General features: G+C 72.4%; 26 protein-coding genes and 1 riboswitch. Of the genes, 21 read left to right on the top strand and 5 right to left on the bottom strand.

Features of this window, described 5'->3' with window-relative positions; all coding sequences use genetic code 11:
• Positions 1-44 precede the first annotated feature (44 nt).
• Positions 45-1,322: a hemolysin family protein gene (locus ACFYPH_RS24435; protein ID WP_387184868.1), complete on the top strand. Its 1,278-nt coding sequence runs from the start codon at positions 45-47 to the stop codon at positions 1,320-1,322.
• A gap of 73 nt (positions 1,323-1,395) precedes the next feature.
• Positions 1,396-1,584, top strand: coding sequence for a hypothetical protein (locus ACFYPH_RS24430; protein WP_354862920.1), 189 nt, complete (start codon positions 1,396-1,398; stop codon positions 1,582-1,584).
• Positions 1,585-1,589: 5 nt separating this feature from the next.
• On the opposite strand, the gene ACFYPH_RS24425 is transcribed toward ACFYPH_RS24430, so the two are convergent.
• Entirely contained in the window at positions 1,590-2,240 is a 651-nt protein-coding gene (locus ACFYPH_RS24425) for a hypothetical protein (RefSeq protein WP_354862916.1), read from the bottom strand.
• A 133-nt stretch (positions 2,241-2,373) separates the two neighbouring features.
• On the opposite strand from ACFYPH_RS24425, the gene ACFYPH_RS24420 reads away from it, so the two are divergent.
• Positions 2,374-2,580, top strand: a complete 207-nt coding sequence (locus ACFYPH_RS24420) for a hypothetical protein (protein WP_354862918.1) — start codon at positions 2,374-2,376, stop codon at positions 2,578-2,580.
• On the opposite strand, the gene ACFYPH_RS24415 is transcribed toward ACFYPH_RS24420, so the two are convergent.
• From ACFYPH_RS24415 to ACFYPH_RS24405, 3 genes are all read right to left on the bottom strand, one after another.
• Positions 2,577-3,053, bottom strand: coding sequence for a hypothetical protein (locus ACFYPH_RS24415; RefSeq protein ID WP_387184863.1), 477 nt, complete (start codon positions 3,051-3,053; stop codon positions 2,577-2,579). The two genes, ACFYPH_RS24420 and ACFYPH_RS24415, sit on opposite strands and share 4 nt — an antisense overlap.
• Complete coding sequence (locus ACFYPH_RS24410) at positions 3,050-3,262, bottom strand: phosphatidylethanolamine-binding protein (protein WP_088948250.1); 213 nt, start codon at positions 3,260-3,262, stop codon at positions 3,050-3,052. Before ACFYPH_RS24410 ends, ACFYPH_RS24415 begins: the two co-directional genes overlap by 4 nt.
• Before the next feature lie 72 nt (positions 3,263-3,334).
• Positions 3,335-4,216: a universal stress protein gene (locus tag ACFYPH_RS24405; RefSeq protein WP_387184858.1), complete on the bottom strand. Its 882-nt coding sequence runs from the start codon at positions 4,214-4,216 to the stop codon at positions 3,335-3,337.
• A gap of 115 nt (positions 4,217-4,331) precedes the next feature.
• On the opposite strand from ACFYPH_RS24405, the gene ACFYPH_RS24400 reads away from it, so the two are divergent.
• The 15 genes from ACFYPH_RS24400 to ACFYPH_RS24330 all read left to right on the top strand — a co-directional run bounded on the left by ACFYPH_RS24400 (position 4,332) and on the right by ACFYPH_RS24330 (position 15,968).
• Entirely contained in the window at positions 4,332-5,078 is a 747-nt protein-coding gene (locus ACFYPH_RS24400) for an SAM-dependent methyltransferase (protein WP_387184854.1), read from the top strand.
• Positions 5,079-5,153: 75 nt separating this feature from the next.
• Positions 5,154-6,332 carry a PP2C family protein-serine/threonine phosphatase gene (locus tag ACFYPH_RS24395; protein WP_354855317.1) on the top strand — a complete coding sequence of 393 codons (1,179 nt, stop codon included), beginning with the start codon at positions 5,154-5,156 and terminating at the stop codon, positions 6,330-6,332.
• A 56-nt stretch (positions 6,333-6,388) separates the two neighbouring features.
• Complete coding sequence (locus tag ACFYPH_RS24390; protein ID WP_354855316.1) at positions 6,389-6,853, top strand: MarR family transcriptional regulator; 465 nt, start codon at positions 6,389-6,391, stop codon at positions 6,851-6,853.
• A 294-nt stretch (positions 6,854-7,147) separates the two neighbouring features.
• Entirely contained in the window at positions 7,148-7,780 is a 633-nt protein-coding gene (locus ACFYPH_RS24385) for a CDP-alcohol phosphatidyltransferase family protein (RefSeq protein WP_387184850.1), read from the top strand.
• Entirely contained in the window at positions 7,777-8,715 is a 939-nt protein-coding gene (locus tag ACFYPH_RS24380) for a DUF881 domain-containing protein (protein ID WP_355068094.1), read from the top strand. The genes ACFYPH_RS24385 and ACFYPH_RS24380 overlap by 4 nt, the downstream gene beginning before the upstream one ends.
• Positions 8,712-9,044 (top strand): small basic family protein, encoded by a 333-nt coding sequence (locus ACFYPH_RS24375; RefSeq protein WP_007460356.1) that lies wholly within the window; start codon positions 8,712-8,714, stop codon positions 9,042-9,044. Before ACFYPH_RS24380 ends, ACFYPH_RS24375 begins: the two co-directional genes overlap by 4 nt.
• Positions 9,045-9,055: 11 nt before the next feature.
• Positions 9,056-10,021 (top strand): DUF881 domain-containing protein, encoded by a 966-nt coding sequence (locus ACFYPH_RS24370; RefSeq protein WP_387184846.1) that lies wholly within the window; start codon positions 9,056-9,058, stop codon positions 10,019-10,021.
• An 83-nt stretch (positions 10,022-10,104) separates the two neighbouring features.
• On the top strand, positions 10,105-10,485 hold the full coding sequence (gcvH, locus tag ACFYPH_RS24365; RefSeq protein ID WP_007460354.1) for a glycine cleavage system protein GcvH: 381 nt from the start codon (positions 10,105-10,107) through the stop codon (positions 10,483-10,485).
• Positions 10,486-10,702: 217 nt separating this feature from the next.
• Positions 10,703-11,155: an FHA domain-containing protein gene (locus tag ACFYPH_RS24360; RefSeq protein WP_007071101.1), complete on the top strand. Its 453-nt coding sequence runs from the start codon at positions 10,703-10,705 to the stop codon at positions 11,153-11,155.
• Between the two features lie 50 nt (positions 11,156-11,205).
• Entirely contained in the window at positions 11,206-11,907 is a 702-nt protein-coding gene (locus tag ACFYPH_RS24355; protein ID WP_193376631.1) for a MerR family transcriptional regulator, read from the top strand.
• A gap of 185 nt (positions 11,908-12,092) precedes the next feature.
• Complete coding sequence (locus ACFYPH_RS24350) at positions 12,093-12,557, top strand: bifunctional nuclease family protein (RefSeq protein ID WP_007460347.1); 465 nt, start codon at positions 12,093-12,095, stop codon at positions 12,555-12,557.
• A 189-nt stretch (positions 12,558-12,746) separates the two neighbouring features.
• The gene (locus ACFYPH_RS24345; RefSeq protein ID WP_354855312.1) at positions 12,747-13,343 is read left to right on the top strand and encodes a MerR family transcriptional regulator; all 597 of its coding nucleotides are present in this window, start codon (positions 12,747-12,749) and stop codon (positions 13,341-13,343) included.
• A gap of 365 nt (positions 13,344-13,708) precedes the next feature.
• Positions 13,709-14,107 (top strand): group 1 truncated hemoglobin, encoded by a 399-nt coding sequence (locus tag ACFYPH_RS24340; RefSeq protein ID WP_355068091.1) that lies wholly within the window; start codon positions 13,709-13,711, stop codon positions 14,105-14,107.
• 2 nt (positions 14,108-14,109) lie between these two features.
• Positions 14,110-15,276: a globin domain-containing protein gene (locus ACFYPH_RS24335; RefSeq protein ID WP_355138783.1), complete on the top strand. Its 1,167-nt coding sequence runs from the start codon at positions 14,110-14,112 to the stop codon at positions 15,274-15,276.
• Positions 15,273-15,968: a DivIVA domain-containing protein gene (locus ACFYPH_RS24330; RefSeq protein WP_355138785.1), complete on the top strand. Its 696-nt coding sequence runs from the start codon at positions 15,273-15,275 to the stop codon at positions 15,966-15,968. The genes ACFYPH_RS24335 and ACFYPH_RS24330 overlap by 4 nt, the downstream gene beginning before the upstream one ends.
• Positions 15,969-16,011: 43 nt before the next feature.
• Here the strand turns inward: ACFYPH_RS24330 and ACFYPH_RS24325 are convergent, their stop codons facing one another.
• Positions 16,012-16,668: an NAD(P)-binding oxidoreductase gene (locus tag ACFYPH_RS24325; RefSeq protein ID WP_355068087.1), complete on the bottom strand. Its 657-nt coding sequence runs from the start codon at positions 16,666-16,668 to the stop codon at positions 16,012-16,014.
• A gap of 107 nt (positions 16,669-16,775) precedes the next feature.
• Between ACFYPH_RS24325 and ACFYPH_RS24320 the strand changes: the two genes are divergently transcribed.
• The 3 genes from ACFYPH_RS24320 to gcvP all read left to right on the top strand — a co-directional run bounded on the left by ACFYPH_RS24320 (position 16,776) and on the right by gcvP (position 21,936).
• Positions 16,776-17,843, top strand: a complete 1,068-nt coding sequence (locus ACFYPH_RS24320; RefSeq protein WP_387184840.1) for a MerR family transcriptional regulator — start codon at positions 16,776-16,778, stop codon at positions 17,841-17,843.
• A gap of 179 nt (positions 17,844-18,022) precedes the next feature.
• A complete protein-coding gene (locus ACFYPH_RS24315; protein ID WP_387184837.1) occupies positions 18,023-18,883 on the top strand; it encodes an NAD-dependent protein deacetylase in 861 nt (286 codons plus the stop codon).
• A gap of 60 nt (positions 18,884-18,943) precedes the next feature.
• A riboswitch (glycine riboswitch) is annotated at positions 18,944-19,042 on the top strand.
• Between the two features lie 71 nt (positions 19,043-19,113).
• Positions 19,114-21,936, top strand: a complete 2,823-nt coding sequence (gcvP, locus tag ACFYPH_RS24310; RefSeq protein WP_387184834.1) for an aminomethyl-transferring glycine dehydrogenase — start codon at positions 19,114-19,116, stop codon at positions 21,934-21,936.
• Positions 21,937-21,952 lie beyond the last annotated feature (16 nt).

Here is a 21,952-nt window from a genome sequence, read left to right as displayed (position 1 = left end):
CGCGCTGCGGTTAGGTGACCTCAGGCGGTCAACGGGGGTGGGCGGTGGGCGGTCAGCTGGGGCAGTTGGCGCTGGTGGCCGTGCTGGTGCTGGTCAACGCCGCGCTCTCCGGCAGCGAGATGGCGCTGGTGACGCTGCGGGAGGGGCAGCTGCGCCGGTTGGGTCGGCGGACCCGCGCCGGTGACCGGCTGGTCCGGCTCTCGCGGGACCCGAACCGCTATCTGGCCACCATCCAGCTCGGCATCACCCTGGCCGGGTTCCTCGCCTCGGCTGCCGCGGCGGTGTCGCTCGCCCAGCCGCTGGTCGGCCCGTTGGGCTTCCTCGGCGCGGCGGCCCGCCCGGCCTCGGTGCTGCTGGTGACCGTGGCGCTGACCTTCGTCACGTTGGTGCTGGGCGAGTTGGCGCCCAAGCGGCTGGCCATGCAGCGGGCCGAGCGGTGGGCGTTGCTCAGCGCCGGGCCGCTGGACCTGCTCGCCCGGGTGTCCCGCCCGGCGGTGTGGCTGCTCAGTCGGGCCACCGACATGGTGGTCCGGCTGGCCGGCGGGGACCCCCGGGCCAGTCGGGAGGAGATGACCGAGGAGGAGTTGCGGGAGATGCTGGTCAGTCAGCGTGGCCTGTCGGCGCAGCAGCGGGAGATCCTGACCGGCGCGTTCGACATCGCCGGTCGGACGCTGCGGGAGATCCTGGTGGCCCGCCGGGAGGTGACCACGCTGCCGACCGACGTGGCCGCCGACGAGGGGGTACGCCTGCTGGCCGCCGCAGGCCGGTCCCGCGCCCCGGTGACCGGCCCCGGCGGTCTGGACGAGGTGGTCGGCGTGGTGCACATCCGCGATCTGGTGCGGGCCGGCACCGGGACGGTGGGGGAGCGGGTCCGGTCGCCGTTGCTGCTCCCGGTGACCCTGCCGGTGGCCGACGCGTTGCGCCGGTTGCGCCAGGAACACCAGCAACTGGCCCTCGTCGTCGACGAGCACGGCGGCATCGACGGCATCGTCACGCTGGAGGACCTGCTGGCCGAGGTCGTCGGCGAGTTGTACGACGAGACCGACCGCGACGTGCGCGGCGTGGCCCGGGAGCCGGACGGGGCGCTGCTGGTGCCCGGTGACTTCCCCCTGCACGACCTGCCCGATCTGGGGGTGCGACTGAGCTTCCCGCTGTCGCGGGAGTACACGACGGTGGCCGGGCTGGTGCTGGCCCGGTTGGGTCACCTGCCGGGTGAGCCGGGCGAGACGGTGCGGTTGCCCGGGTTGACCATCGAGGTGGTGGAGGTCGCCGACCGGGCGGTGCGGCGGGTGCGGCTGCGTGGTTTCGTCGCCGAGCGCTGAACGCGTCGCCCAGAAGAGGGACAACACGTGCGAAACACCCCCTAGCGGATGCTCCTCGCCTACCGTGCGGTACGTGAAGGACCGAGGGTTGCGTACGTTCGTCACCGTGCTCGCCGGTCTCGCGGTGATCTACTTCGGCAGCGCGGGCCGCAGCCCCGAGGAGGGCCGTGGCATCTCCGGCGGGGTCATCGTCCTGGCGCTGCTCGCCGCGCTCGGCGTGTGGCACCTGACCCGACCCCAGGGAGACAAGCCGGTCAAGTGAGCGCCTCACCCGGCGGCGACACGGGTGACCTCGCCCGCGGACTCCTCGCCGAGCGCCACCCGGACCAGCGCCGAGGCGAGCCGGCCGAAATCCGGTTCGGCGACCAGCCCGGCCAGCCGGTCCGGTGAGCCCGGCAGGCCCAGCCGCTTCGCGCCGGCGAGGGCCCGACGGTCGGCGTACGGGCGCAGGTCGGACCAGACCGTCTGGGCCTCGCGCAGGTAGATGTCCGCGCCGGTGGGCCCGATGCCGGGGAACTCGGTGAGCCGTCGGCGCAGCCCGGCCGGGTCGCCCTGGGCGTCCCGGTGCAGGCGCCGCAGGTCGCCGTGCCAGCGGTCCAGACACAGCCGGGCGCCAGTGCCGAGCATGGTGGCGGTGCGCTCGTCGTAGCGGCGGTAGTGACCGCGGCCCAGCGCGTCGACCCGCTGCTGCCAGCTCGCCGCCTCCATCGCCTGCGGCGTGCGGTAGCCGGCCGCGAACAGCTCCCGCGCGGCGTCGACCGCCACGCACGCCCGGATCCGGGTGCTCAGCAGGGTGGCCAGCACCAGCAGCTGGTACAGCGGACCGGGGCGGTCGGCGAGCCGGATACCGGCCTCCTCGGCGTACGTGTGGCTGCGCCGGTCCAGCAGGACCCGCACCACCGCTCGATCGTCACCCACACCGGGTGGGTACCCACCCTGGGCGCGGCTAGCCCTGCGGGCGCGGGGCGGGACCGGAATGCCGCCCGGCCGGACGGGTATGCCGCCGGTGGAGGCGGTCGATGCCGCCTGCCGTACCCGGAGGGAGACACTCGTGGTCAACCCGCAGCAGGAGGAGTTCCGGCGCAACGCCAAGGGAGCGACGAGTCAGGACAGCAAGGGGCCCCAGCCGACCGGGCATCCGCTCAACCGCGGCACGTCGCGCGGAGACGCCGGTCGGCCGGTGCCCAAGGGCCAGGTGTCGCCGTACGGCCCGGCGGGTGAGCCGGTCGCGGAGGACGACAGCGACGCCCGCGCCTAACGACCGTGACCGGACGGCCGCCGCAACCTGTTCCAGGTGGCGGCGGCCGTCAGTCCGTATGCCAGGTGCGGGATGATGTCGGAGATCCAGTCGGAGCGCCGCCAGGTGCGCGGATCGCTGATCCCCAGCGCGGTGATGGACCCGTCGGTCATCGCCATGACGCCGGCGCCGAGCACGCCGGTGGCCATCGGCAGTGGCTGGCGCCGACCACCGGCGTAGAGCGCGAACGCCACGCCGGCGGCGATGCCCAGCCCGTAGCCGATCAGGGGCCCCAGCCCCGAGCGGCGGTTGGCCGCCCGGGGCCCCGACCCCAGGTCCACGTGCGCGATGCCGGCCAGCCGGTCGACGGTCTGCTCCGGTGTGCTGCTCGCCGGCCGTGCCCGCAGGGCGATGTCCAGGTAGCTGACCACGTTGAGCGCGGTGCTGCCGACGGCGCCCGCGATGGCGCCGTCGGCCAGGTCGACCCCCCTCACTTCGGGTCGCCCGGTTCGCGTTCACTCTTGGGGCCGTAGGTGCGCTCGCCGCGTACGACGCCCCGTTGGCCGCGATCCTCCTGCAGGATCCGGTTCGCGACCTGGTTGGCCTTGCCGTCGGGCACCCGGCGTCCGGAGTCGTCGATCGCGTTGCGCAACCGCGCCCGCTGCTTGTCGTACGCGTTGCTGCCCGGCCGTGGTCCTGGCATCTGCTGCCTCCTTCGTCGCCGTTGGCGTACCGCGGCCGTCTACCCGTCTGGCGGGGGGCCAACCCCAGGGTGTCAGCGGGGGCCGCGGACCACGGCGACCGGGCAGCGGGCGTGGTGCAGCACCGACTGACTCACCGACCCCAGCAGCAAGCCGGTCACCTCGCCGCGCCCCTGCCCCCCGACGACCAACAGTTGGGCCGAACGGGACGCCTCGGCGAGCACCGCGCCGGCGCGGCCGTGCGCCGCCCGCCAGGTCAGCCGCAGCCCCGGGTGGCGGTCGGTCAGCCCGTCCAGCCAGCCGGTGAGCATCCGCTCCTGCTCGGCGTGCAACTGCGCCTCGTCGTACACCAGGGGTTGCATGTCACCGGGGCCGCTGCTGCCGGGGTGCCGGTAGGCGTGCACCGCGCGCAGCGGCACGCCGCGCGCCACCGCGGTCTCGGCGGCGAAGTCGGCGGCGAGCCGGGACGCCGCCGAGCCGTCCATCGCCACCAGCACCGGCTCGTCGGGGCGTTGGTCGCCGCGGGCGACGAGCACCGGGCAGCCGGCGTACGCGCAGACCTGCACCGCCACCGAGCCGACGACAAGCGCGGAGAAGCCGCCCACCCCGCGGTCGCCGAGCACGATGAGCGCGGCGGTGGGGGACTCACCCACCAGCACCGCGGACGCCTCGCCGTCGATGATCTCGCCGGAGACCGTCAGCCCGGGCGCGGTCGCCTCGGCCTCGGCCACCGCGGCGGCGACCAGCTCCTCGGCCCGGTGGCGCAGTCCGGCGCCGGGCGGCGCGTCGGGAGCGGGGGAGACCGGCACGTGCAGCACCGGCCAGATGAACCCGTGCACCACCCGCAGCGGCCGGTGCCGGCGGACGGCCTCGGCGGCGGCCAGGCGCACCGCGCGCAGGGACGGCTCCGAGCCGTCCACGCCGACCACCACCGCCGCGCTATCCGCCGAGTTCACCCGTCTCACCTCCCGCCGAGCCAGTATCGCGGGCGTGGCGGCGCGACGGAGCGATACCGCCGGTCGGGCCCGGGTCGGTACGCTGGCGGCGACCGGACGGGGAGGAGCGTCGTCGATGGATGAACCGGACGAGCCGAGCACCGCTCGCATGATCGACTTCTGGCTCGGCGGGAAACACCACTTCGACGTCGACGTGGCCGCGGCGACCGCCTTCGAGCAGGCGTACGGGCCGTGCGCGCCGGTCTTCCGGGAGTTGCGGGCGTTCCTGCGCCGGGCGGTGCGGGCGATGGTCGAGCAGGGCGTGGACGGGTTCCTGGTGTTCGGCGCGGGGGTGCCCACGATGGGCAACGTGCACGAGGTCGCCGCCGAGGCCACCGTGCTCTACACCGACGTCGACCCGGTCACCATCCGGCTGGGGCAGCGGATCCTCGCTGACAGCGACCGGGCGGGCTACGGCTACGGCGACGCCACCGACATCGGCACGATCGACCCGGCCCAGCTGCATCGATTCGTCCCCGGGTGGGGGCGGCGGCCGGTGGGGGTGGTCTTCCTCGGGCTCGCCGCGTTCCTCGACGACGCCACGCTCACGCGCACCCTCGACGAGCTGTTCGCCGACGCGGCGCCGGGCAGCCTGCTGGCCGTGGACTTCGACACCGAGGAGCTGGCCGCCCACCCGCAGGCGCTGGCGATGATGGGTCCGGCGTTCCGGATGCGTCCCCCGGCGGCGTTCGCCCCGCTGCTGGGCCGGTGGACGCCGACGTCGGACGGGATCGTCCCGGTCCACCGGTGGCGGCCCGCCGGCCCGCCCGCCGATGTGCCGGACGCCTTTCACGGCGTACTGGCGACACGGGACGCCGACTGACCCGCGACGACCGGCTGCCCGGTGGCGTCCGTATGATGCTTGCCCTGTAGCAAGTTTCTGGAGGGACGACCAACCATGGTGGACGCGCCGGACGGGGTGTCGCGCGCGCTGCGCGAGGCCGCGCCCGACCAGTTGGCGGAAGCGGCGGACCGGGCGATCCGGTCGGCGTTGGGCGCGTTACGCACCGACGTGTTCGTCGCCGACTACCGGATCAGCGGGCTCTGGCCGGTGCTGGATCCGGACCTGCCGGCGGCCGGAGCCCTGGCCCAGCACACCGTGGCGCAGCGCTGCTTCTCCAGCCAGCAGCCGGTGCGCGACGGGCTGGACGACGGAGTCTGCCGGCTCTACCTGCCCCTGACGGTCTGGGGGGAGCGGCTGGGTGTGCTGCTCATCGAACTGCCGACCGTCCCGGGCCCGGCGATGACCGGCCGCGCCACCGACATCGCCGGCGACCTGGCGGTGGCGATGCGGGCCGCGGACCGGGAGACCGACCGTTATCGGCGGGCCCGTCGCCGGGAGCGGCTCAGCATGGCCGCCGAGATGCAGTGGGACCTGCTGCCCGGTCGTAGCGTGGCGCACCGCGCCTTTCACCTGGCCGGGCAGTTGGAACCGGCGTACACCGTCGGTGGCGACCACTTCGACTGGTCGCTGGACGGTGACCGGCTGACCCTGACGGTGCTCAACGGCGAGGGCACGGGCCTGGCCGCGTCGCTGCTGACGGCGGTCACCGTGAACGCGATGCGCAACGCCCGCCGCTCCGGCGGTGGCCTCGTGGAGCAGGCGGAGCTGGCCTCGGACACGGTCTACTACCAGCACCGTGGCCGTCGGTACGTGGCCACGCTGCTGCTCGAGCTGGACATCCGCACCGGGCGGGTGCGGGCGGTCGACGCCGGTTCGCCGCACCTGCTGCGGATGCGTGGCGCGACGGTCGAGCCGGTGGAGCTGGAGCAGCAACTGCCGCTGGGCATGTTCGCCGAGACCCGCTACGAGCTGCAGGAGTTCCAGCTCGCGCCGGGTGACCGTGTCTTCGTCGTCAGCGACGGCGTGTGGGCGGCCGAGCCGGCGGGGCGGGAGCCGTACGGGCAGCGGATGATGGCCCGATCCCTGCGGGCCACACGGTTGCAGCCGGCGACCGAGGCGGTTGGTACGGTGATGCGCGAACTACACGCCTATCACGCGGATTCCGATTTGCGCGACGACGCCGTCGTCGTCTGCCTCGACTGGCATGGTCCGCGTGAGCGGGACGGCGGATGAGGGTCGCCGCCGCCGCGCCGGGCGGGCACCAGCGTGACGACGGCAGGGGACATCGGGTGGAGCGACCTGCGGATCTCGCCTCGGCGATCGACGCGGCCGCCGAGACGCTGATCGCCGTGCTCGACTCGGCGGCGTCGCGGCATCAGGTGCCACCGACCCAGCTGCGGGTGCTGATGCTGATCAGCGGCCGACGGGAGACCAACGTCAACGGTCTCGCGGAGCTGCTGGACGTGGTGCCCTCCTCGGCCAGCCGCCTCTGCGACCGGCTGGAGGCGACCGGTCTGTTGCGCCGGGTGGCCGACCCGCGCGACCGGCGGGAGGTGCGGTTGGTGCCGACCGCCGCCGCCCTGACCCTGCTGCGGGAGCTGGCGGAGCGGCGCCAGCGCGCGGTGCAGGCCGTGTTGGACCGGATGCCGCCCCGGATGCAGCACGATCTGTTGCTGTCGTTGCTCGCCTTCGGTCGGGCGGCCACGCAGACGGTGCCGGAGCAGCAGACCGATCAAGCGGTCCAGACGGCCTGAACCGCCGTCCCCCTTCCACTAGTATCCTAGGACGCTCTACGCGTGGTGATCCACGCCACAGTGCGGCACGGCCGCACCGACAGCACGCGGCGGCGGCCGAGGAGCGCGGGGAAGCCCGATATAGTGGCAGCGCACTCACCCGGCCCGCGATCATCGAGATCGCGGGCCGCATCAGGACAGAGGTCCCAACCCGGGGCCGCAGGGGAGCCGGCGGTTGCCGGCCCGACAGCGCGTACGACCTCCGCCGCGCCCGATCTCGGTCTGGCGTCGGGGCGTGCGGTGGAGGAGGTTCGGGTGTCGCGTCGGCCGGCTCGGGCAGAGCATCCGCGGGACACCGGTGACCAGACTCCCGGCGACCAGGTGCTCACCCTGCCCAACCTGATCAGCTTCGGGCGCCTGCTGGGCGTACCCCTGTTCCTCTACCTGTTCCTGGTGGCCCGCGCGGACGTGGCGGCGGTGGTGGTGCTGGCCATCGGCGGCACCACCGACTGGGTCGACGGTTGGATCGCGCGCCGGCTGAGTCAGGTGAGCCGGCTCGGGGAGCTGCTCGACCCCCTCGCCGACCGGCTCTACATCCTCGCCACGCTGCTTGCCTTCACCGCCCGGGAGGTCGTGCCGTGGCAGTTCACGGCGGCGCTGCTGGCCCGGGAGGCGTTGCTGCTCGGCTCACTGGCGGTGTTGCGCCGCTACGGGTACGGGCCGCCACCGGTGCACTACGTGGGCAAGACCGCCACGTTCCTGCTGCTCGCGGCGTTCCCGGTGCTGCTGTTGGCCACCGAGTGGAGTCAGGCGGCGACGGCGACGGCCGCGATCGGCTGGGGGCTGGCCTGGTGGGGGCTGGTGCTCTACTGGGTGGCCGGCGCGATGTACGTGGTGCAGGCGTCGAGGCTGGTGCGCGCGGCGCGCGACCCGGGAGCGGCCGCGTGAGCGCGACGCCGCCGGAGCGTCCCCGCCCGGATCGGGTGTACGCCCCGGACTTCCTCACCGAGCTGTTCCGCAACCCCCTGGATCCGGGGTACGCGGACGCGGCGGCCGCGCGCGAGCGGGTGGCGTCGTCGCAAGACGAGTCCCGGGGTTGGCCGGCGCGGTCGGTCAGCCTGGTCGTGGTGGTGGTGCTGGGTTTCCTGTTCGCGGTGGCGTATCGCCAGACGATGGCGGACGAGCCGGGGCGTGCTCAGGCCCGCTCCGGGTTGGTGGCGCAGATCAAGGAGCGGGAGAGCCAGACCGACCGGTTGTCGGCGCGCGCGGATCAGCTGCGGGAGGAGGTCAGCCGGCAGCGGGACGCGGCGTTGAGCGGGTCGACCGCGGCACGTCTGCGGGACCTGGAGGCGGTCACCGGGCTCGGCCGGGTGCGGGGTGACGGTGTGGTGGTGCGCCTGGCGGACGCCCCGGGCAACGCGGACGCGGTGACCGGTAAGGGCGCGGGGCCGCCGCAGGTGCTGTACAGCGATCTGCAGGGTGTGGCGAACGCGTTGTGGAGCGCCGGTGCCGAGGCGATCGCGATCAATGGGCAGCGGTTGACGTCGACGTCGACGATCCGTACGGCGGGCGAGGCGATCCTGGTGGATTTCCGGCCGGTGACGGGGCCGTACGAGGTGTCGGCGATCGGGCCGGGGTCGATGCGGCGCAAGTTCGAGGACAGTCGCAGCGCGGCGGTGATGCAGGACGTCGCGCAGAAGACCGGCCTGTCGTTCGGTGTGCGCAAGGCGGAGGACCTCACCCTGCCGGCGGCTCCGGAGCCGCAGCTACGCTACGCCAAGCCGTCGGTCAGTCCGAGCCCTTCGGGGTCGGGTGTCCGGTCCGGCAGTCCTGGGTCGTCGGGTTCGCCGGGGACCGCTAGTCCTTCCGGAGGTGGCGGATGATCGCGGTGCTGGCGTTGCTCGCCGGTGTGGTGCTGGGCGTGTGGCTTGATCCCACGGTGCCAGCGGCGTTGCAGCCGTACCTGCCGATCGCGGTGGTCGCCGCGTTGGACGCGGTGTTCGGTGGGGTCCGGGCGAAGTTGGACCGCATCTTCGACGACAAGCAGTTCGTGGTGTCGTTCATCTCGAACGTGCTGGTGGCGGGTCTGATCGTGTATCTGGGGGATCAGTTGGGGGTGGGCGGGCAGTTGTCCACCGGTGTGGTGGTCGTTCTGGGTGTGCGGATCTTCGGGAATGTGGCGGCGATCCGTCGGCACCTGTTCCGGGCGTAGGTTTGACAGCGATGAGCGACGAGCAGGCGGAGACGGGGACGGGCTGGCCGCAGCCGGCGGTGCCGGGGCGGCCGGGTGGGCCGGCGGGTGAGCCGGATCCGCGGCCGGACGCGCCGGATCCGGACGAGTTGAGTCCGTTGGCGCCGCACGGTCCGACGAAGGAGCCGGAGTCTCCGGATGCGGAGCCCGGGGTGGCCCCGGTCGATGACGGCGCGACGGTGGACCTGAGCGCGGTGGCGCGGGCGGGTGAGCCGGTGGACGAGCCGGTGGCGGAGTCGGCCCCTGCGGTGGCGGCGGGTCGGTCGCGGTTCAGCGCGGCCGGGGTGATGATCGCGGCGTTGTTGGCGTTGCTGGGGTTCACGCTTGTCGTGCAGTTGCGGACGACGTCCACGGATCCGACGTTGGGGGCGACGCGTCAGGAGGATCTGGTGCGGATCCTGTCGGATCTGGATGCGCGCGAGAACCGTCTCCAGCAGGACATTCGGGCGTTGGAGGAGAGCCAGCGGCAGTTGGCCTCGGGTGCGCAGGGTCGGCAGGCGGCGTTGGACGAGGCGACTCGTCGGGCGGACGAGCTGGGGATTCTGGCGGGCACGTTGCCGGCGGTGGGTCCGGGGTTGACGGTGCAGTTCTCCAGCAACGGGGTCAAGCCGATCACGGCGGACCGGGTGTTGGACGCGGTGCAGGAGTTGCGGGGCGCGGGCGCGGAGGCGATGCAGATCTCCGGTGGTGACCGGGCGACGGTGCGGGTGATCGCATCGACGTACTTCCTGGATGGGGACAACGGGTCGTTGATGGTGGAGGGGCGTCGGTTGACGGGGCCGTACACCATCACGGTGATCGGTGATCCGGCGACGATGCGTACGGCGTTGAACATTCCTGGTGGGGTGGTCGCGTCGGTCCGGGGTGACGGCGGTAACGTGACGTTTGGGGAGCGTGAGGTTGCCGAGGTTTCGGCGCTGCACGCGCCGACCAAGTAGGAACACGCCCGTCCGGTCTCCTGACCGGCGCGGCCGCGCCGGGCCCGGGTGGTCCGGGGCACCGATGGATGAGGACGCGTCTGGTGATTCCCGAGGATCTGCGATACACCGCCGAGCATGAGTGGGTGGCGGGTGACGGTACCGGCTCGGTGCGGGTCGGCATTACGCACTTCGCGCAGGACGCGTTGGGTGACATCGTGTACGTGCAGTTGCCGGAGGCGGGTGCGGTGGTCGCGGCCGGTGACTCGCTGGGTGAGATCGAGTCGACCAAGAGTGTGTCGGAGATCTACGCGCCGGTCGCGGGCACGGTGGCGGCGCGCAACGACGCGCTGGGTGACACCCCTGAGCTGATCAACACGGATCCGTACGGTGCGGGTTGGCTGGTGGAGATCACTCCGAACGATCCGACGGCGACGGACGGGTTGCTGACGGCGGGCGCGTACCAGAAGATCACCGAAGGCTGAGTGTGCTTGATCCGGTGTGCGGGATGTCTGCGCGCGTCCGGTTGCCCTGCATTTCGGCGCTGGCTAGGCTCGCCCAGTCGACCGAGAAGAATCCATTAGTTGAGCGTTGTGGAATTGCCTTCCCGGGCACGGGGAGCCAGCCGCCGGGTGGACGAGCGCCCGGCGGCCAGACCCGCCATTACCCGACGCCGACCGAACAGATCCGTGAGGTGGTCCCATGACGCGCCCAGACGACGAGTTCCCCCCACTCGACGTCACCTCGACGCTCAATCTCGGCTCGCTCGACGAAGTGCTGGAAGGGCCGGACACCGATGTGGTGCCGAGCCGGATGTCCGGTTCGTTGCCGCCGGGTATGGCGCTGCTGGTGGTTCGTCGCGGCCCGAATGCGGGTGCCCGGTTCCTGTTGGACCACGATGTGACGACCAGTGGCCGGCACCCGGACAGTGACATCTTCCTCGACGATGTGACGGTGTCGCGCCGGCACGCGGAGTTCCACCGTGATGGTGGGACGTTCACGGTGCGGGACGTGGGTAGCCTGAACGGCACGTACGTGAATCGTGAGCGGGTCGAGGCGGCCACGTTGAGCAATGGTGACGAGGTACAGATCGGTAAGTTCCGGGTGGTGTTCATCGCCGGTCCGCGCCCGGAGGAGGAGGCCGGCCGGGGGTGAACGAGCCTGCGGCCTCCACGCCACCCGGGGCGGCCCGGTCCCAGCCGCTGATGAGCATCGGTGAGGTTCTGGGGCAGTTGCGGGTGGATTTCCCGGACACGACGATTTCGAAGCTGCGGTTCCTTGAGGCCGAGGGGCTGGTTGAGCCGCAGCGGACGGCGGCGGGTTACCGGAAGTACAGCTGGGACGATGTGGCGCGGTTGCGGTTCGTGCTGACCGCGCAGCGGGACCGGTACCTGCCGTTGCGGGTGATCCGTGAGCAGTTGGCCCAGTGGGATTCGTCTGGCGAGCAGCCGGAGCGGTCGCGGCCGGCGTTGGTCGCGGTGGGGCCCGATGGTGCGGTGCCGGGTCGGGAGTCGGCGGAGCCGGCCGAGTCGTCGCAGGTGCGGCTCGGCCGGGCTGAGCTGGTGGCTCGCAGTGGGATCGACGAGTCGACGCTTGTGGAGTTGGAGCGGCTCGGTGTGCTGGTGTCGGATCCGCCGGGGTGGTACGACGCGGATGCGTTGATCATCGCGTCGGCGGTGGCGGGTTTGGCGGCGTACGGGTTGGAGCCGCGGCATCTGCGGGGTTACCGGAGCGCGGCCGATCGTGAGGTCGGGTTGTTCGCGCAGTTGGTGGCGCCGTTGGCGCGGCAGAGTGATCCGGCGGCGCGGGCGCGGGCGGCGGAGACGGCGCGGGAGTTGGTGGCGTTGTCGGAGCAGTTGCACGCGGCGTTGGTGCGGGTGGGGCTTCGGTCGACGTTGGGTCGGTGAGGGTGCCCGGCAGGCGGCGGTGGAGCGGAAAGATCTCTTCTCCGAAGCGTGCCGTAGGCTTGCCGGGGTAACCCCTCTCTGGCGCGGGCGTGGTGCTGTAGCGCATCGGACGACCGTGTTGCGGTCCGTGTACCGTGCAGGGAAGGGCGCGGTGCGGCGTAGGTGACAACGACACGGAGGCGGCGGTGCGCGAGCTGAGCGTGGTCGGAGTTCGGGTGGAGCTGCCGAGCAACCAGCCGATCGTCCTGCTCAGGGAGGTCGAGGGCGACCGCTATCTGCCGATCTGGATCGGCGCGGTCGAGGCCACGGCTATCGCTTATGAGCAGCAGGGGGTCAAGCCGGCCCGTCCGTTGACGCATGATCTTTTGCGGGATGTGTTGGCGGCGTTGCAGGCGCCGTTGCAGGCGGTGGAGATCACCGAGCTGAAGGAGAACGTGTTCTACGCGGATCTCCTGATCGGCGATGGGGTGCGGGTGTCGGCGCGGCCGAGCGATTCGATCGCGTTGGCGTTGCGGGTCGGTGCGCCGATTCGTTGTGCGGAGCAGGTCCTCAGCGAGGCGGGGATCGTCATCCCCGACGAGCAGGAGGACGAGGTGGAGAAGTTCCGCGAGTTCCTGGAGCAGGTGCGTCCGGAGGATTTCGCGGGCTGAGTGGCTCGGTTCCGCGCTGGTGTCACGGTGGGTGACGTCGGCGTTGTGTGGTGATCTTTCTCGGTGGCTGCGCGGCGTGTCGCGTCGGTTCCTCCGTGGTAACCCCTGAAGGTGGCGTTAGGGTTGCCGTGTCGAGGGGTGCGCGTCCCGGAAACGACGCGTCGCCGCACTGACGGGGAGGTTGTCCGGATGCACGAGCCGCAGGATCCTGATCCGGGTACACAGTTGGGTGAGCCGGGTGCGTCGTCGCCGGGTGTGGCGACTGAGGGTGACGGCTCGGTGGGCTACCGAGGTGTGACGGCGTGTCACGCGGTGGGCATCAGTTATCGGCAGTTGGATTACTGGGCGCGCACGACGCTTGTGGTGCCGAGCGTCCGGGACGCGTCGGGTTCGGGGACGCAGCGGTTGTACTCGTTCCGCGATCTGGTGGTGTTGAAGGTCGTGAAGCGGTTGTTGGACGCGGGGGTGTCCCTGCAGAACATCCGCAAGGCGATCGAGGCGTTGCGGTCGCGTGGTGTGGAGGATCTGGCGGGAATCACGCTGATCTCCGACGGGACGACGGTGTACGAGTGTCGGTCCCCGGAGGAGGTGGTCGACCTGTTGCAGGGTGGGCAGGGCGTCTTCGGGATCGCGATCGGTGGGGCGTTCAAGGAGATCCAGGGGTCGTTGTCGCATCTGCCGGCGGAGCCGGCGGCGAGCGGCCCGGCGGAGCCGGTGGTGGGGCCCTCGTCGGATCCGGTGGGTGACGAGTTGGCGGCGCGGCGGGCGCGGCGGCGGGCCGGCTGAGTCGCGCTGCGCGTCCGCTGGTGCCCGGTCCGGCGATACGGGTGACTCTTTTGGCTACGGCTGTCTGGTGACTGCGGGTCAGGTCGTGGCGTCCGGGTGACGGTTTCCCCGGGTGACGTTTTCCACAGTGGATACCGTGGGTGATCTTCTGGTTGCCGTGGGTGGATCTTCGGGGTCCACTGTGGTGACGATGCGTGTGCGTCGACTGTCGGGAAACCGATAGGGGGGCCCTGACCGGAGGTTGCGGGCACGCTATGGTCCGTCACGGTCCCCGGTGTGCCGCAGCGGCTTGACGGTGTGGCGTCGGTGGCCGTTGCCCCTGCGCGTCACCGCGCGCGCGACCTGTCACCCCGGAAGGAACGACCGTGACGGTTACGGAAGAGACCGCTCCCGCCTCGAATTACGACCGCATCGGCGGAGCGGGTTCGGTGAAGGCGGCCGTGGAGCTGTTCTACGACAAGGTGCTCGCCGATCCGGAGTTGGCGGGTTATTTCGCCACTGTGGACATGGCGGGCCAGCGTCGGCACCTGGCGTTGATGTTGACGGTGGTGCTGGGCGGCCCGAACGAGTACACCGGTCGCGGGTTGGCCGAGGCGCACCAGCCGTTGGGCATTCCGGTGGCGCACTACGCCAAGGTCGGTGAGTACCTGATCGCGACGCTGACCGAGTTGGGTGTTCCGGCCGACGTGCAGGACGACGTGCGGGCGGTGCTGGCGCAGGTGCAGGACCAGGTGGTGGCCACCGGAGAGCGTCCGGGCGTCTGAGCGTGGACGCGGCCCGACTCAAGCAGAGTTGGTCCCTCGTCGCCGGGCACGGCGACGAGGTGCCGCTCTACTTCTATTCGACGTTGTTTCTGGCGCATCCCGAGACGCGGCAGATGTTCCCCACGAACATGGCGGGGCAGCGGGACCGCCTGGTCACCGCGCTGGGCCACATCGTGTCCCACGTGGATCAGGTCGATCGGCTGGTGGGTTTCCTGCAGGACCTCGGCGCGGATCACCGTAAGTTCGCGGTCCGCGCGGAGCACTATCCGGCGGTCGGTGAGGCGCTGTTGGCGACGTTGCAGCATTTTCTCGCCGAGCAGTGGACCGATGAGCTGGCCCAGGACTGGGCGGCGGCGTACGGGCTGATCGCGCAGGTGATGACGGAGGCGGCGCAGGCCGCGGAGGCGGTGAACCCGCCGTGGTGGGTGGCGGAGATCGTGTCCCATGAGCGGCGGGCGTTCGACGTGGCGGTGTTGACGGTGCGTCCGCAGTACCTGTTGCCGTTCACGCCGGGTCAGTCGATCGGGGTGTCGCATCCGTCGGTGCGGTCGTGGCGGTACTACTCGCCGGCGAACGCGCCGCGCGCGGACGGCACGCTGGAGTTGCATGTGCGGGCCGCTCCGGGTGGCGCGGTGTCGTCGCGGCTGGTGTACGGCTCGGCGGTGGGGGACCGCGTGCATCTGGCCGCGCCGGTGGGGGAGCGCCTGGCGTTGTGGGCGGCGGGTTCCAGTGACCTGTTGCTGCTGGCGTCGGGCACCGGCTGGGCGCCGGTGAAGGCGCTGGTGGAGCAGGTCGCCGCGGAGGGTTCCGGTCGTCGCGTGGATCTGTACGTGGGTGCGCGGTCGCGCAGCGAGTTCTACGACAGCGACGCGATCGACAAGTTGGCGTCGTCGTGTCCGTGGTTGACGGTGACGTACGTGGTGGGCGCGGACGCGAACCGGCCGGGTGAGTTCGTGTACGCGGTGGACCGGGCGTTGGCCGATGGTGACTGGCGTTCGCGGCACGTGTACGTGTGCGGGTCGGACGAGATGGTGTCGCACGCGGTGCAGACGTTGGCTCGGGCGGGTTACCACGAGGGTCAGGTGCATCACGAGGGTCTGGGCAAGCAGTGGTACGGCCCGGCGTGGCGTACGGCGGTCCAGCAGTCGAGTGAGGGGGGTGAGAGGTGAGCGCGACCCCGATCAGCCGGTACGACGGGATTCAGGTGTCCGGCGGTGTGCAGGTGCGGATGACCTCCGACCGGGTTCGGCGGTGGGAGTTCGGGACGGCGCCGTTCGCGCGGCGTGGCTACGACAACGCGGACGTGGACCGGTTCCGGGTGCAGGTCGCCGACGAGTTGGATCTGTTGGCGACGCAGATCGCGAACCTGCGGGCGGAGAACGAGCGGCTCACCGACCGGGTGGAGTTGCACCGCCACGGGGTGATCCCGAGCACGGGCGCGGCGGTGAAGGTGCCGGCGGCCAAGGAGGTGAATCTGCTGTCGGCGGCGCAGCGGGAGGCCGAGCAGATCATCGCGCAGGCGCACGACTACGCGCGGCGGGTCGCCGAGTACGCCCGGTTGCAGTACGAGAGTTACATGCGGGCGGCGGCGGAGGAGGCGAAGCAGGAGGCCGAGCGGGCGGTGGCGGAGTACCGCAGTACGGCCGGGCCGAGCTTCGACGACACGGTGGCGACCCGGGAGGCGTTGCGGATCTTCGGCGAGATGATGGTGTCGCACATGCAGGCGGCGGCGCGGCATCTCGACGACGGCAGTGAGCAGTTGGCGCGCACGATGGACCGGATCGCGAAGGAGACGCCGGGGGCGCCCTTCGTGGGTGGCGTGGTGGGGCAGGCGGCGTTGCCGCGTCACCACCAGCGTTGACCGGCCCGGGTTGGGGTCACGTACCGCGACCCCAGCCCGGGGGTCATCTCGCGGCGGCGCGGACGGCGTCGGCGATCGGTGTCGTTCCGCCGACGAGTTCCAGGGTCGTGCCGGCGGTGCGGGGTTCGTCCAGGAGCGCGGCGAGGACCAGGGCGACGTCGGCGCGGCTGATGTCGCCTCGGCCGGCGTGTCGGGTGAGGGTGACGTGCCCGGTGGGTTCGTCGTCGGTGAGCCGGCCGGGGCGCAGCACCGTCCAGGCCAGGTCGCGGGCGCGCAGGTCGTCCTCGGCGGCTCGTTTGGCGCGTAGGTAGGCGGCCCACACGTCGTCGGTGCCGGCGGCGGGTGGGTTGTCCACGCCCATGGAGGAGACCAGCAGGTAGCGGTGGACGCCGGCGCGGGTGGCGGCGTCGGCGAGCAGCGCGGCGGCGGCCCGGTCGACGGTGTCCTTGCGGGCGGCGCCGCTGCCGGGGCCGGCGCCGGCGGCGAAGACCACCGCGTCGGCGTCGCGCAGGTGCGCGGCGACCTCGTCGACGTCGGCGTGTTCGAGGTCGCAGACGACCGCGGTGGCGCCGGCGGCGCGCAGGTCGTCGGCCTGGTCGGGGTTGCGGATCAGGCCGACGGCGGTGTCGCCGCGGCCGGCGAGGTGCCGCTGGAGCAGCAGGGCGATCTTGCCGTGGCCTCCGGCGATGACAACACGCATGGGCCCAACCTACCGGCGGCGGTGTCGCCGGGCTTGACCTTGACCTGTGGGCAACCCCCAGGGTGGTGCGTGCCGGTCGCCGTGACCGGCGCGAGGAGGATGCCGACGTGGGGTTGCTGACCATCGGGGCGTTCGCCCGGGCGGCGGGACTGACGCCGAAGGCGTTGCGCCTGTACGGACGGGTGGGAGTGCTGGCGCCGGCCGCGGTGGATCCCGAGTCGGGATACCGGCTCTACGACCCGCGGCAGGTGCCGCTGGCCCGGCTGGTGGCCCAGTTGCGTCGCATCGGCATGCCGCTGGCGCAGATCCGCGCCGTGTGCGACCTGGAGCCCGCGGCGGCGGCGGAGGCGGTCACCGCGTACTGGCGGCAGGTGTCGGTCGACACCGCGGCTCGCGCCCGGCTCGCCAGCCTCCTCGTGGATCACCTGTCCGAAGGGAGCGCCACCATGTCGAGAACGAACCGCACAGTCGCCGTCCGCTACGCCGCCGGGTGTGACACCGGAACCGTGCGGGACAGCAACGAGGACGTCGCGTACGCCAGTGACCGGTTGCTGGCGGTCGCCGACGGGGTGCGAGGGCCCGGCGGCGGGGCCGCCAGCGCCGCCGCCGTCGACGCCCTCACCGCGTTGGATCTCACCGACGGGCCGGCCGTCGACCTGCTGACGACGCTGGCGGGGGCGGTCACCGACGCCGACCGGGTCGTACGCGAATTGGCGACCGACGACCACCAGCCGGCCACCACGCTGACCGCGCTGCTGCGCAGCGGCACCCACCTGGCGCTGGTGCACGTCGGTGACACCCGGGCGTACCTCCTGCGCGACGGTGAGCTGTCCCTGTTGACGCAGGACCACACGTGGGTGCAGGCCCAGGTGGATCAGGGCCGCCTCGACCGCGACGAGGCGGGCGCGCACCCCCAGCGGGCGCTGCTGGTGCGCGCGCTGGGCGGCGGTCAGCAGGTCGAGGCCGACCTGGCGCTGCGGGCGGCGCTGCCCGGTGACCGGTACCTGCTGTGCTCCGACGGACTGTGGGCGGTCGTCGACCGGGCCGCCCTGTTCTCGACGCTGAGCGCGGCCGCCGATCCGGAACACGCGGTGCGGGACCTGGTCGCCGCGGCGCGGGCCGCGGGGGCGCCGGACAACATCGCCTGCGTCGTCGCCGACGTCGTCGCGGTGTAGACGGCGACGGGCTGGTTGTCGCGGGTGTGCGGCACCGCCACGTGACCGCCGCCACGTGACCGCCGCCACGTGACCGCCGCCACGTGACCGCCGCCACGTGACCGCCGCCACGTGACCGCCGCCACGTGACCGTTGCCGGGTGTTCGGCGTCGGCGGGTGCGCTGAGGCAGCATGAAGGGGTGACGAAGAGCCTGGAGGCGTTGACCTCGCTGGTGGCCGGTGGTGGGGTGGTGGTGCTCAGCGGGGCGGGCCTGTCCACCGAGTCGGGTATCCCGGACTATCGGGGGCCCAGTGGGGTGGCCCGCCGGCACACCCCGATGACCTTCCAGGCGTTCACCCGGGATCCCCTCGCCCGGCGGCGGTACTGGGCGCGCAGCCACCTGGGGTGGCGGTTGATCGCGCGGGCGGCGCCGAACGCCGGGCACCGGGCGGTGGCGCGGCTGCAACGCGCCGGCCTGGTCGACGCGGTGATCACGCAGAACGTCGACGGGTTGCACGGCGTCGCGGGCAGCGGCCGGGTGGTCGAGTTGCACGGCCGTCTCGACGAGGTGGTCTGCCTGGACTGCGGCAACCTGACCTCCCGGGAGGAGGTGGACCGGCGGCTGCGCGAGGCCAACCCGGACTTCGTGGCCCGCGTCGCCGCCGTCAACCCGGACGGTGATGTGGATCTCCCCGACGAGCAGGTCGCCGGGTTCCGGCCGGTGGACTGCGGGATCTGCGGGACGGGGATGCTGAAACCGGACGTGGTGTTCTTTGGCGAGACGGTGCCGCCCGAGCGGGTGGCGCGGTGTTTCGCGCTGGTGGAGCAGGCGCGGGCGGTGGTGGTGCTCGGGTCGTCGTTGACGGTCATGTCGGGGCGCCGGTTCGTGATTCGCGCCGCGAAACACGGCATTCCGGTCGCGATCGTCAACCAGGGGCCGACCCGGGGTGACGGGTACGCCACGGTGTGCGTCGACGCGCCGTTGGGGGCGCTGCTGCCGGTGCTGGCCGACCGGGTCGTCGGCGGGGCCGCGCCGCTGGCCGCGCCGGCCGGCGTGTGACGTTCAAGGGGTAGGACATCTGCCGGAAACACCGGCGCTGGTAGCGTTGACCATGCCGGTACCACCCACGTGGGAGAGACCGCCCGACAGCAGCAGGGGCGGCGCCGAAGGGGCAAATCCTCCCCGGAACCTCTCAGGCAAAAGGACCTCGTGGGCAGGCACTGTGGAGCGCTGTGCGGGCGCGACAGAGGGGGAGGCCGATCCGTCGACCTCGCCCGGGAGCGCCCCTGATGTCCGTAGAGCAGTTCGCCACCCGTCACATCGGTCCCGGCCCCGACGATGAGCGTCGGATGCTGGAGGTCGTCGGGCACGACTCGATCGACGAGCTGATGGACGCCGCGATCCCCGAGGTGATCCGCTGGCACGGCACCCTCGACCTGCCCGATCCCGCCACCGAGGCCGAGGCGATCGCCGAGTTGCGGGCCCTCGCGGCCCGCAACACCGTCGCCGTCTCCATGATCGGCCTGGGCTACCACGGCACGCACACCCCGGCGGTGATCCGCCGCAACGTCCTGGAGGACCCGGCCTGGTACACGGCGTACACGCCGTACCAGCCGGAGATCAGCCAGGGCCGCCTCGAGGCGCTGCTGAACTTCCAGACCATGGTCACCGACCTGACCGGCCTGGCCACCGCGAACGCCTCCATGCTCGACGAGGGCACCGCCGCCGCGGAGGCCATGACCCTGGCGCGGCGCGCGTCCAAGAGCAAGAGCGGGGTGTACGTCGTCGACGCCGACGCCCTGCCGCAGACCATCGCGGTGATCACCAGCCGGGCGGTGCCCCTCGGCATCGACGTGCGGGTCCTCGACGTCGAGCGCGACGAGTTGCCGGCGGAGTTCTTCGGCCTGCACCTGCAGTACCCGGGCGCGTCCGGGGCGGTGCGGGACCACGCGCGGCTCGTCGAGGCGGCCCACGCGGTCGGGGCCCTGGTGACCGTCGCCGCGGACCTGCTGGCATTGACGCTGCTGCGCGCGCCGGGGGAGATCGGCGCGGACATCGCCGCCGGCACCACCCAGCGTTTCGGCGTACCCATGGGCTTCGGTGGGCCGCATGCCGGCTACCTGGCGGTCCGCTCGGGCCTGGAGCGGATGCTGCCCGGGCGCCTGGTCGGGGTGTCCCGCGACGCGGACGGCAACCCGGCGTACCGGCTGGCGTTGCAGACCCGCGAGCAGCACATCCGGCGGGAGAAGGCGACCAGCAACATCTGCACCGCGCAGGTGCTGCTCGCCGTGATGGCCGGCATGTACGCCGTCTACCACGGCCCGGACGGGCTGCGCGCCATCGCGGCGCGTACCCACGCCATGGCGGCGCGGCTCGCGGCCGGGCTGCGCGCCGGCGGCGTCGACGTCGCGGACGTCGCGTTCTTCGACACCGTCACCGCGCGGGTGCCGGGCGGCGCGGCGTCTGTCGTCGCGGCGGCGGCCGAGCGTGGGGTGAACCTGCGGCTGGTCGACGCCGACCGGGTGGGCATGTCCTGCGACGAGACGACCACCGACGCGCACCTGCGCGCGGTGTGGGCGGCGTTCGGTGTGGACGCGTTCGACGGCGACGCCGACGCGGCCCTGCCCGTCGGCCTGGCCCGGACCTCGGACTTCCTGACCCACCCGGTGTTCCGCAGTCACCACTCGGAGACGGCGATGCTGCGCTACCTGCGGCGGCTGTCGGACTTCGACTACGCCCTGGACCGGGGCATGATCCCCCTCGGGTCGTGCACGATGAAGTTGAACGCGACCACCGAGATGGAGCCGGTCAGCTGGGCGGAGTTCGCGCACATCCACCCGTTCGCGCCGGACGACCAGACCGCCGGGTACCGGGAGATGATCGGGCAGCTGGAGTCGTGGCTGGCCGAGGTGACCGGCTACGACGCGGTCAGCGTGCAGCCCAACGCCGGCTCCCAGGGTGAGCTGGCCGGCCTGCTGGCCATCCGCTCCTACCACGCGTCGCGGGGTGAAACGCACCGCGACGTGTGCCTGATCCCGTCGTCGGCGCACGGCACGAACGCCGCCAGCGCGGTGATGGCCGGCATGCGGGTGGTCGTGGTGGCCTGCGACGACGACGGCAACGTCGACCTCGTCGACCTGGACGCGAAGATCGACAAGCACCGCGACGCGCTCGCCGCGATCATGGTGACGTACCCGTCGACGCACGGCGTGTACGAGACGGGCATCGCGTCGCTGTGCGCGAAGGTCCACGACGCCGGCGGTCAGGTGTACGTCGACGGGGCGAACCTCAACGCCCTCGTCGGGTTCGCCAAGCCGGGCACGTTCGGCGCGGACGTGTCGCACCTGAACCTGCACAAGACGTTCTGCATCCCGCACGGCGGCGGTGGCCCCGGTGTGGGTCCGGTGGCGGTGCGCGCGCACCTGGCGCCGTTCCTGCCCGGTGACCCGCTCGGCGCGCACGCCGACGCCACCCCGGCGATCTCGGCGGCGAAGTACGGGTCTGCGGGGATCCTGCCGATCCCGTGGGCGTACCTGCGGATGATGGGCGCCGAGGGCCTGACCCGGGCGACCGGCGTGGCCGTCCTCGCCGCGAACTACGTGGCGGCGCGGCTGCGCGGGCACTTCGGCGTGCTGTACGCCGGCAACAAGGGCCTGGTGGCGCACGAGTGCATCCTCGACCTGCGGCCGTTGACGAAGGCCACCGGCGTGAGCGTCGACGACGTGGCGAAGCGGCTCATCGACTACGGCTTCCACGCGCCGACGATGTCGTTCCCCGTCGCCGGGACGCTGATGGTGGAGCCGACCGAGAGCGAGGACCTGGCCGAGCTGGACCGGTTCTGCGACGCGATGATCGCGATCCGGGCGGAGATCGAGCAGGTGGGGTCGGGGCAGTGGCCGGCGGGGGACAACCCCCTGGCGAACGCGCCGCACACCGCGGCGATGGTCAGCGGCGACGAGTGGCCGCACCCGTACCCGCGGTCGGTGGGCGCGTACCCGGGCGGGACCGACCGGGCGGGGAAGTACTGGCCGCCGGTGCGGCGCATCGACGGCGCCTACGGGGACCGGAACCTGGTCTGCTCGTGCCCGTCGCCGGAGGCGTTCGAGGACTGACGTCGGCGGGCCGGGG

Origin of the sequence: Micromonospora sp. NPDC005252 (genome assembly GCF_042872475.1) — a bacterium.
Taxonomy (GTDB): domain Bacteria; phylum Actinomycetota; class Actinomycetes; order Mycobacteriales; family Micromonosporaceae; genus Micromonospora.
Note: the sequence above shows the minus strand (reverse complement) of the source record. Positions and strands in the feature narration are given on the sequence as shown.

Bases quoted from the DNA above. Each gene is read 5' to 3' on its own strand.
- gcvP (WP_387184834.1), top strand. From the start codon at position 19,114: ATGTCCGTAGAGCAGTTCGCCACCCGTCACATCGGTCCCGGCCCCGAC.
- ACFYPH_RS24325 (WP_355068087.1), bottom strand. From the start codon at position 16,668: ATGCGTGTTGTCATCGCCGGAGGCCACGGCAAGATCGCCCTGCTGCTC.
- ACFYPH_RS24375 (WP_007460356.1), top strand. From the start codon at position 8,712: ATGATCGCGGTGCTGGCGTTGCTCGCCGGTGTGGTGCTGGGCGTGTGG.
- ACFYPH_RS24370 (WP_387184846.1), top strand. From the start codon at position 9,056: ATGAGCGACGAGCAGGCGGAGACGGGGACGGGCTGGCCGCAGCCGGCG.
- ACFYPH_RS24410 (WP_088948250.1), bottom strand. From the start codon at position 3,262: ATGCCAGGACCACGGCCGGGCAGCAACGCGTACGACAAGCAGCGGGCG.
- ACFYPH_RS24400 (WP_387184854.1), top strand. From the start codon at position 4,332: ATGGATGAACCGGACGAGCCGAGCACCGCTCGCATGATCGACTTCTGG.
- ACFYPH_RS24395 (WP_354855317.1), top strand. From the start codon at position 5,154: ATGGTGGACGCGCCGGACGGGGTGTCGCGCGCGCTGCGCGAGGCCGCG.
- ACFYPH_RS24355 (WP_193376631.1), top strand. From the start codon at position 11,206: ATGAGCATCGGTGAGGTTCTGGGGCAGTTGCGGGTGGATTTCCCGGAC.
- ACFYPH_RS24345 (WP_354855312.1), top strand. From the start codon at position 12,747: ATGCACGAGCCGCAGGATCCTGATCCGGGTACACAGTTGGGTGAGCCG.
- ACFYPH_RS24360 (WP_007071101.1), top strand. From the start codon at position 10,703: ATGACGCGCCCAGACGACGAGTTCCCCCCACTCGACGTCACCTCGACG.